Origin of the sequence: Qipengyuania sp. (assembly GCF_048550555.1) — a bacterium.
Taxonomy (GTDB): Bacteria; Pseudomonadota; Alphaproteobacteria; order Sphingomonadales; family Sphingomonadaceae; genus Qipengyuania.
Genome location: NZ_JBLYYF010000034.1, coordinates 139,839 through 148,082 on the forward strand (window position 1 = coordinate 139,839; position 8,244 = coordinate 148,082).

The 8,244-nt window shown below is 66.1% G+C and carries 8 protein-coding genes; 3 read left to right on the plus strand and 5 right to left on the minus strand.

Annotation, left to right across the window (positions count from 1 at the left end; all coding sequences use genetic code 11):
* Positions 1–30 precede the first annotated feature (30 nt).
* Together ACN4E0_RS08755 and ACN4E0_RS08760 are read left to right on the plus strand one after the other, a co-directional pair.
* Entirely contained in the window at positions 31–1,782 is a 1,752-nt protein-coding gene (locus ACN4E0_RS08755) for an N-acyl-D-amino-acid deacylase family protein (protein ID WP_419567179.1), read from the plus strand.
* Positions 1,779–2,789: a zinc-dependent alcohol dehydrogenase family protein gene (locus ACN4E0_RS08760; protein WP_419567180.1), complete on the plus strand. Its 1,011-nt coding sequence runs from the start codon at positions 1,779–1,781 to the stop codon at positions 2,787–2,789. Before ACN4E0_RS08755 ends, ACN4E0_RS08760 begins: the two co-directional genes overlap by 4 nt.
* On the opposite strand, the gene ACN4E0_RS08765 is transcribed toward ACN4E0_RS08760, so the two are convergent.
* The 5 genes from ACN4E0_RS08765 to ACN4E0_RS08785 all read right to left on the minus strand — a co-directional run bounded on the left by ACN4E0_RS08765 (position 2,786) and on the right by ACN4E0_RS08785 (position 7,720).
* Positions 2,786–3,856, minus strand: a complete 1,071-nt coding sequence (locus ACN4E0_RS08765; RefSeq protein ID WP_419567182.1) for a DUF2855 family protein — start codon at positions 3,854–3,856, stop codon at positions 2,786–2,788. The genes ACN4E0_RS08760 and ACN4E0_RS08765 overlap by 4 nt on opposite strands.
* Before the next feature lie 55 nt (positions 3,857–3,911).
* The gene (gene dnaN / locus ACN4E0_RS08770; RefSeq protein WP_419567183.1) at positions 3,912–5,036 is read right to left on the minus strand and encodes a DNA polymerase III subunit beta; all 1,125 of its coding nucleotides are present in this window, start codon (positions 5,034–5,036) and stop codon (positions 3,912–3,914) included.
* A 147-nt stretch (positions 5,037–5,183) separates the two neighbouring features.
* The gene (gene fabG, locus ACN4E0_RS08775) at positions 5,184–5,936 is read right to left on the minus strand and encodes a 3-oxoacyl-[acyl-carrier-protein] reductase (RefSeq protein ID WP_419567184.1); all 753 of its coding nucleotides are present in this window, start codon (positions 5,934–5,936) and stop codon (positions 5,184–5,186) included.
* Positions 5,936–6,874 (minus strand): ACP S-malonyltransferase, encoded by a 939-nt coding sequence (fabD, locus tag ACN4E0_RS08780; RefSeq protein WP_419567185.1) that lies wholly within the window; start codon positions 6,872–6,874, stop codon positions 5,936–5,938. Before fabD ends, fabG begins: the two co-directional genes overlap by 1 nt.
* A 21-nt stretch (positions 6,875–6,895) precedes the next feature.
* Positions 6,896–7,720, minus strand: a complete 825-nt coding sequence (locus ACN4E0_RS08785; RefSeq protein WP_419567186.1) for an LD-carboxypeptidase — start codon at positions 7,718–7,720, stop codon at positions 6,896–6,898.
* Positions 7,721–7,773: 53 nt separating this feature from the next.
* Here ACN4E0_RS08785 and ACN4E0_RS08790 point away from each other — a divergent pair.
* Positions 7,774–8,244 (plus strand): Mur ligase domain-containing protein (locus tag ACN4E0_RS08790; protein ID WP_419567187.1); only part of this gene is annotated, 471 nt, incomplete at its 3' end.

An 8,244-nucleotide genomic window follows, 5' to 3' on the forward strand; every position in this document is an offset into this window, starting at 1 on the left:
CTTCCTCCATGGAGAGAGGAGCACACAGCCATGCCCGCATACGACCTGATCATTCGCAATGGGACCATCGTCGATGGCACCGGACAGGACCGCTTCACCGGCGACATCGCTATCAAGGACGGACTGATCGCCCAGGTGGGCCGGGTCAGCGGCGATGCTGCGGAGGAAATCGATGCGGGCGGGCAGCTCGTCACCCCCGGATTCGTCGACATCCACACGCATTACGACGGCCAGGCGACCTGGGACCAGGAAATGGCCCCGAGCAGCTGGCACGGTGTGACCACGGTGGTGATGGGCAATTGCGGGGTCGGCTTCGCCCCGGCCAAACCCGACAAGCACGAATGGCTGATCGGCCTGATGGAAGGCGTCGAGGACATTCCCGGAACCGCGCTCGCCGAAGGGATGAGCTGGGACTGGGAGACCTTCCCCGAATATCTCGACGCGCTCGAGAAGTTGCCGCGCACGGTCGATGTCGGCACGCATGTCCCGCATGGCTCCGTCCGCGCCTACGTGCTCGGTGATCGCGAGCGCCCCGGCGCCGTTCCGACCGAGGACGACATCGCCGAGATGAGCCGTATCGTCGAGGAAGGCGTGCGCGCGGGCGCGCTCGGTTTCTCGACCTCGCGCACCGTGCTTCACCGCGATATCGACGGCGAGGTCGTCCCGGGCACTACCGCCACGGCAGAGGAGCTGGTCGAGATCGGCCGCGCCATGGGCCGCGCAGGTCATGGCGTGTTCGAAATGGCCAGCGACATGATGCGCGAATGGGACGAGTTCGGCTGGATGGGCAAGATGAGCCGCGAGACCGGCCTCCCCGTCACCTTCGCCGCGCTGCAGTCGATCGCCAAGGAGCTGCCGCTCGAAGAGCAGATCGAAAGCATGCGCGCCGAGAACGACAACGGCGCCAATATCGTCGCCCAGATCGCGTTGCGCGGCAACGGCATCGTCATGGCCTGGCAAGGCACCGTCCACCCCTTCCGCCTCAAGCCGAGCTGGAAGGAAATCGAGGACCTGCCGTGGGAAGAGCAGAAGGCCAGACTGTTCGATCCCGAATTCAAGGCGCGGCTGCTCGCCGAGCAACATGACTTCTCCGAGGTCAACCAGGACATCATCGGCCTGATCATGGTCGTCTGCGGCGGCTGGAACATGCAGTTCGAGATGGATCCCGACTTCAACTACGAACCGACCGCGGCCGAGAGCATCCTCGAACGGGCCAAGGCGGCGGGCGTGTCGGGCGACGAATATGCCTACGACCTGCTCTGCCGCGACGACGGCAAGGGCTTCATCTACCTGCCGATCCTCAACTATGCCGACGGCAATCTCGACTTCCTGATGGACCTCCAGCAATCGGACGACACGGTGAACTCGCTTTCCGACGGCGGCGCGCATTGCGGGACGATCTGCGATGCCGCATCGCCCACCTTCATGCTGCAGCACTGGGTGCGCGACCGTTCGCGCGGCACGATCACGCTCGAGAACGCAATCAAGCGCCAATGCGCCGACACCGCGCGGCTGTACGGCCTCGAGGATCGCGGCGTGCTCGCGCCCGGTTATCTCGCCGATCTCAACATCATCGACATGGACCGGCTGAAGCTCGGCAAGCCCTGGCTCGCCTTCGACCTCCCCGCGGGCGGCAAGCGCCTGCTGCAGAAGGCCGAGGGCTATGTCGCCACGATCAAGAACGGCAAGGTCACCTTCCGCGAGGGCGAGTGGACCGGCGAAACGCCCGGCGGGCTGATCCGCGGCCCGCAGCGCGTCGAACTGCTCGAGGCCGCCGAATGAAGGCGATTCGCACCGGCGCCACGCCTTCGAACCTCGAAGCACTCGAATATTGCGATGTCGACGATGCGCCCGCGCCCGGACCGGGCGAGATCACCGTGGACCTGAAGGCGAGCTCGCTCAACTATCACGACTATGCCGTGGTCAAGGGGATGATCCCCGCTGCCCAGGGCCGCATCCCCATGTCCGACGGTGCCGGCGTCGTCACCGCGGTGGGCGACGGCGTGAGCGAATTCGCGGTAGGCGACCATGTCGTCAGCACCTTCTTTCCCGACTGGCTCGACGGTGCCCCGCCTGCCAGCGCCTTTACCCGCGTGCCGGGCGACGGGATCGACGGCTATGCGCGCGAGGCGGTGACCGCGCCAACGCACTGGTTCACCCGCGCGCCCAGGAGCTTCAGCCATGCCGAGGCGGCGACGCTGACCTGCGCCGGGCTGACCGCCTGGCGCGCGCTGTTCGTCGACTACGCGCTCAAGCCCGGCGACACCGTGCTGGTGCAGGGAACCGGCGGCGTGTCCATCTTCGCGCTGCAATTCGCCAAGGCCGCGGGCGCGACGGTCATCGCCACCAGCTCTTCGGACGAAAAGCTCGAACGCGTGAAGGACATGGGCGCCGATCACCTGATCAACTACAAGGAAGTCCAGGCCTGGGGTCCCAAGGCGCTCGAACTGACCGGCGGGCGCGGGGTCGATTGCGTGGTCGAGATCGGCGGCGCAGGTACGCTCGACCAGTCGATGCTGGCGACGCGCGTGGGCGGGCACATCGCGCTGATCGGTGTTCTCGCGGGCTTCGCCGGCCCGGTACAGACCGCACTGCTGTTCTCCAAGAACCTCACGGTCCAGGGCCTGACAGTCGGCAGCCGCGCGATGCAACGGGACATGATCGCCGCGATCGAGGCGAACGGTATCAAGCCGGTGATCAGCGATACATTCGCGCTGCAGAACCTCGCCGACGCCTTCCGCCACCAGGAGAGCGGCGGCCACTTCGGCAAGATCGCGGTCGAGATCTAGGGCTCGATCACGATCCCCTTGGCGGGATCGACGCTGCCGCCTGCCATCTCGACGAAGACATCGCGCGCGGCGGCGAGCCCCTTGTGGCGCTCGATCGTCACGCTGTCGCCCGCGTCGGCCAGGAAGGCATGCCAGCTCTCGGCCATCTGCCTGCCCGCTTCCTCGGGACCGACGCTCTTGAACAGTGCCACGGCATGGTCGGGCGCGAAGAACAGCGTCGGCGTCGGGCCGGGAAGCTGCGATGCATCCCCGCCCCGCTCGTCGATATGCGTGACGCCGACGAGGCAGGAATATTTGAGCGCGTCGCCCAGATGCGCGTGGATCGCGCCGAGCAGCTTTCCGTTCCCGGCGAAGTCGACCGAGACGCTAGGCTCGGTGGGAATGCTACCGACCTCGTCATAGGCCAGAACCTGGTCGTAAAGGCCGCTCGCCTTCACGAAATCGACATTGCCTGCGGAAGTGAGACCGATCCGCGTCACTTGCTGCGAGCGATGCCGCGCCACGCTCGCGAGGCCCATCGCGGTCTTGGACGAGGCGCTGGTAAGGATCAGTTGTGTAGCTCCGAACCAGTCTTCGGAGCGCATGAAGTATTCGATCAGGAAGCCGGTCTTGAACAGCGGGCCGAAGATCATCCGCTCTCCCTCGCGCGCCGGGTCATGCTCCGGATCGGCGGCGAGGCGCGCATACTGGTTGTAGATCGGGCTCATCGGCTGGCGATGTTCGGCCATATCGACAAAGCCCGAGGCGGAGACCTTGCCCGGCATCACATCGAGGTGCGTCGCCATCGGCAGATAGCCATAGACCCGCTCGCCCTCGGCGATGTCCGGATGGTTGCTCTCGGTGACCCGCGCATGCCCCCACATGGGCACGATGCCCTTGCCTTCGGGCGCGGGGAAGAAGTTCCAGTAACCGAAGCCGTCGCCGACGACGGCATAGGTCACGTTGTTGGAGGTGACCGAAAAGCTCTCCACCGCAAGCCGCACCGCACCCTCGCCGAGCTCGCCGGTCTCGCGCTCCACGAGTTCGGCCTCGCCGATCGAATCCTTGCGGACATGTACCTGCTGCATTCGACTCTCTCCTTCGCGGGAGAGGCTAGCGGCAGGACGCGAGCGATGCGAGGGGTTAGACCCGCATCGGCATCAGGACATAGAGCGCGGGCGCGTTCTCGTCCTTGCGGATCAGCGTCGGCGCGCCGGCATCGGCAAGGTGAATCTCGACCGTGTCGGAATCGATCTGGTTGAGGATGTCCTTGAGATAGCCGGCGTTGAAGCCGATCTCGAAGCCGTCCGCCGAATATTCGGCGGGTACCTCTTCGGTCGCGGTGCCGTTGTCGGGACTGGTGACGGTGAGCGTCACCTTGTCCCTGTCGAGCCCCATCTTGACCGCGCGGGTCTTCTCGGTGGCGATGGTCGCGACGCGGTCGACGCCCTCGTGGAAGCTCTTCGGGTCGAGCCTCAGGAGTTTGTCGTTACCTGTCGGAATGACGCGCGAATAATCGGGGAAGGTGCCGTCGATGAGCTTGCTGGTCAGAACCACCCCGCCCTCGCCGCCGAAGGTGAAGCGAACCTTGCTCGCCGAGAGGTCGATCTGGACGTTGCCGTCCATCGATTCCTCGAGCAGCTTGCGCAGTTCGGCCACGGCCTTCCGCGGCACGATCACATCGGGCATGCCCTCGGCGCCGTCGGGCCGCGTCAGGGTGAAACGCGCCAGGCGGTGGCCGTCGGTTGCGGCCGCCCTGAGCACCGGCTCGGCATCGTCAGAGACGTGGAAGAAAATGCCGTTGAGATAGTAGCGCGTTTCCTCGGTCGAGATCGCGAAGCGCGTCCGGTCGATCAGCTCGGCCAGCGTCTTGGCGGGCAGTTCGAAGCTGGTCGGCAGGTCGCCTTCGACGATCACCGGGAAGTCGTCGCGCGGCAGAGTGGGCAGCGAGAAGCGGCTGCGCCCGGCCTTGATCGCGAGGCGGTTTTCCGCCGCCTCGAGGCTGACCTGCGAGCCTTCGGGGAGCTTGCGCGCGATGTCGAACAGGAGGTGCGCGGAAACCGTGATCGCCCCCGGGCTGTCGACGCTCGCACCCATGTGCTCGACCACCTGCAGATCGAGGTCGGTCGCCATCACCTTGAGCGAATTGTCGCCTTCCGCCTCGATCAGCACGTTCGAGAGAATGGGGATGGTGTTGCGGCGCTCTACGACCGACTGGACGTGGCTGAGACAACGCAGCAGCGTCGCGCGTTCGATGGTGGCCTTCATGGTCCTACTTTCGTCCCTCTTGGGCGCATGCAGGGCCGGAATCGCCCCTGAAGCGCCGGAATACGGATTGTCACCCTAGCGGGGCGGCCATGGGGGGCAAGCCGCAAGCGCCCCGCCCCCTATTTCCTTTGGGGAAAACTGGGAAAATCAGCCCATCATCGCCATGCCGCCGTTCACGTGCAGCGTCTGGCCGGTGACATAGGCGGCCTCGTCGCTTGCGAGATAGGCCACGGCGGCTCCGATCTCGTCGCCCTCGCCCATGCGCCCCATCGGGATGCGCGCATTGATCGCGGATTTCTGGTCGTCGGTCAGCGCATCGGTCATCGCGGTGCGGATGAAGCCCGGGGCGACGCAGTTGACGGTGATGTTGCGGCTGGCGAGCTCCTGCGCGAGGCTCTTCGACATGGCGGTCAGCCCGCCCTTGGCCGCAGTGTAGTTCATCTGGCCCGGATTGCCCGTGTGGCCGACCACGCTCGTGATCGAGATGATCCGCCCGCCCTTAGCCTTCATCATCGGCCGCGCACTGGCGCGCATCAGGCGGAAGCTCGCCTCGAGGTTGATACGGATGACATCGTCCCATTCCTCGTCCTTCATCCGCATCGCGAGATTGTCGCGCGTGATCCCGGCATTGTTGACGAGAATGTCCATCCGCCCGAGCGTGTCGACCGTGGCCGGGATCAGCTCCTCCACCTGCGTAGTGTTCGACAGGTCGCAGGTGATCTCGACATGGTCGTGGCCGAACTCGTCGTTGAGCTGCTCGCGAAAGGCGCGCAGCTTGCCCGCGTTCGAGCCCGACAGCGCGAGCCGCGCGCCCTGCTTCGCCAGCGCATAGGCGATCGAGGAGCCGATCCCGCCACTGGCGCCGGTCACGAGCGCGGTCTTTCCTTCGAGGCTGAACATCACGCGTTCTCCTTCGCGAAATTCTCGAGATCTTCCATCGTCACTAGGCTGATCGTCGTGGCGTCCTTGTCGATCCGCCCGACCATCGGGCCGAGCACCTTGCCGCCCAGTTCGACGAACCGCTCGATACCCGCCTCACGCATCGCGAGGACGCTCTCGCGCCAGCGGACGCGGCCGGTAACCTGATCGACCAGCAGCGCCTGCTCTTCCGCCGGATCGGTCACGCGCGCGGCGGTGACATTGGCGAACAGCGGCACGGTGAAGGCCTGCGGCGGCGTGTCTGCCAGCGCGTTCTTCATCCGCAGTGCCGCCGGCCCCATCAACGAGCAGTGGAACGGCGCCGAGACGGGCAGCTTGATGCCGCGCTTGATGCCGTGATCCTTGGCCATCTCGATCGCGCGATCGATCGCCTCGGCATGGCCCGAGATCACCACCTGCGTCGGGTCGTTGTCATTGGCGACTTCGCAGACCTGGCCCTGCGCGGCGGCCTCGGCCAGCGCGGTCGCCTTGTCGATATCGGCGCCGAGCAGCGCGGCCATCGCGCCGACACCGATCGGCACGGCGTCCTGCATGGCGATGCCGCGCAGGCGCAGCAACTTGGCGGCATCGGTCAGAGAAAAGGCGCCCGCAGCGCACAGCGCGCTGTATTCGCCCAGCGAATGCCCCGCGACGCATTGCGCCGCATCGGCCAGCGCCACGCCGAATTCCTTTTCCAGCACGCGCGCGGTGGCGACCGAATTGGCCATGATCGCGGTCTGCGCGTTGGAGGTCAGCGTCAGTTCGCTCTCGGGTCCGTCCTTCATCAGCCCCGAAAGGTTCTGTTTCAGCGCCTCGTCGACTTCCTGGAAGACCTCGCGCGCATGCGCGCTGGCCTCGACGAGTTCGACACCCATGCCGACCTTCTGGCTGCCCTGCCCGGGGAAGATGAATGCAGTCATTATTGTCTCCTTGCGCGCCGCCTAGGCCCGTGCGCCGCGCGCCTCAAGCCCGAAGGGGACAATCTTGTTGGCAGCATCGTGGCCGATATCGGCGCGCCCGAGATAGGGAATGCCGCTGCGCGCGCACCAGTCCTCGGCGATTTCCTCGGCGTCGGACCCGAACGGACGGTCGTTCTCGGGCACGTCGCTGATACGGCCGAGCCGCAGGCCGGCAATCCCCTTCAGATGCTGCGTCAGGTGGAAGAACAGCCTGTCGATGGCATAGAGATGCTCGGCCACCTCCTCCACCATCACGACATGGCCGGTGAGGTCTGGCGCGAGTTCGGTGCCCACCAGCATCGCGAGCGTGGTCAGGTTGAAGGCGACGGCGGGATGATTGTCGAGATGCGGTTCGAGCCCCGCCTCCCCGCCCTTCAGCCAGTCGAGCGCGCGCTCGATCGTTTCCGTCCCGCCCTCGCGTCTTATATCCCCCGCCAGCGGACCATGCGCCACGCGGCCGATGCCGTGCCTGTACAGCGCGGCGAGCAGGAAGCCCGTGTCCGAATAGCCGAGGTAGGATTTGCCACGCGCCGCCGCGTCCATCCGCGCCACCGCCCGCGCCGCAATGCGATTCGAGCCGTAGCCGCCCATCGCGAACCACACCGCGTCGAAACCCGGATCGTTGGCGCATTCGAGCAGGGCGGCGAGCCGCACATCGTCGCTGCCGGCGAAATGCCCGGCGTGGACGAAGCATTGATCGTGGAACTGGAGCGACACGTCGTCGCGCCCTGCGACCAGCGCCTCGACGGCATCGGCCCGTTCGCGCTTCAACGGTTTTCCGGGGGCGCAGATCGCAATTCTGACCATGCGCCCTGCTAGCGCGCTTGTATCGCACGGCACAACTCAATAGCTGCACGCGCATGAGCGATATGCCCACCCCTGACGAATTGTTCGCCCGCCCGTTTTTCTTCTGCGGCATCGGCGGATCGGGAATGCTGCCGCTGGCGCAGATCCTCAAGGGGCGCGGCTGCACGGTCGAAGGGTCCGACCGGAGCAACGACCAGGGCAGGACTCCCCAAAAATTCGCCGCGCTCGAGCGTCAGGGCTTCGCGCTTCACCCGCAGGACGGCAGCGGGATCGTTTCGGCGGAGCAGATCCTCGTGGCCAGCGCGGCGATCGAGGACAGTGTGCCCGAGGTCCAGCGCGCCAGGGAACTCGATTGCCTGCGGATGACGCGGGCGGAGCTCAATTCGATCCTGTTCAACACCGGCGGCGCGGGCCTGGCAGTGGCGGGGACCAGCGGCAAGTCGACTGTCACCGGCATGCTCGGCTGGATCCTCCACGCCTGCGGACGCGAGCCGACGATCATGAACGGCGCGGTGATGAAGAAC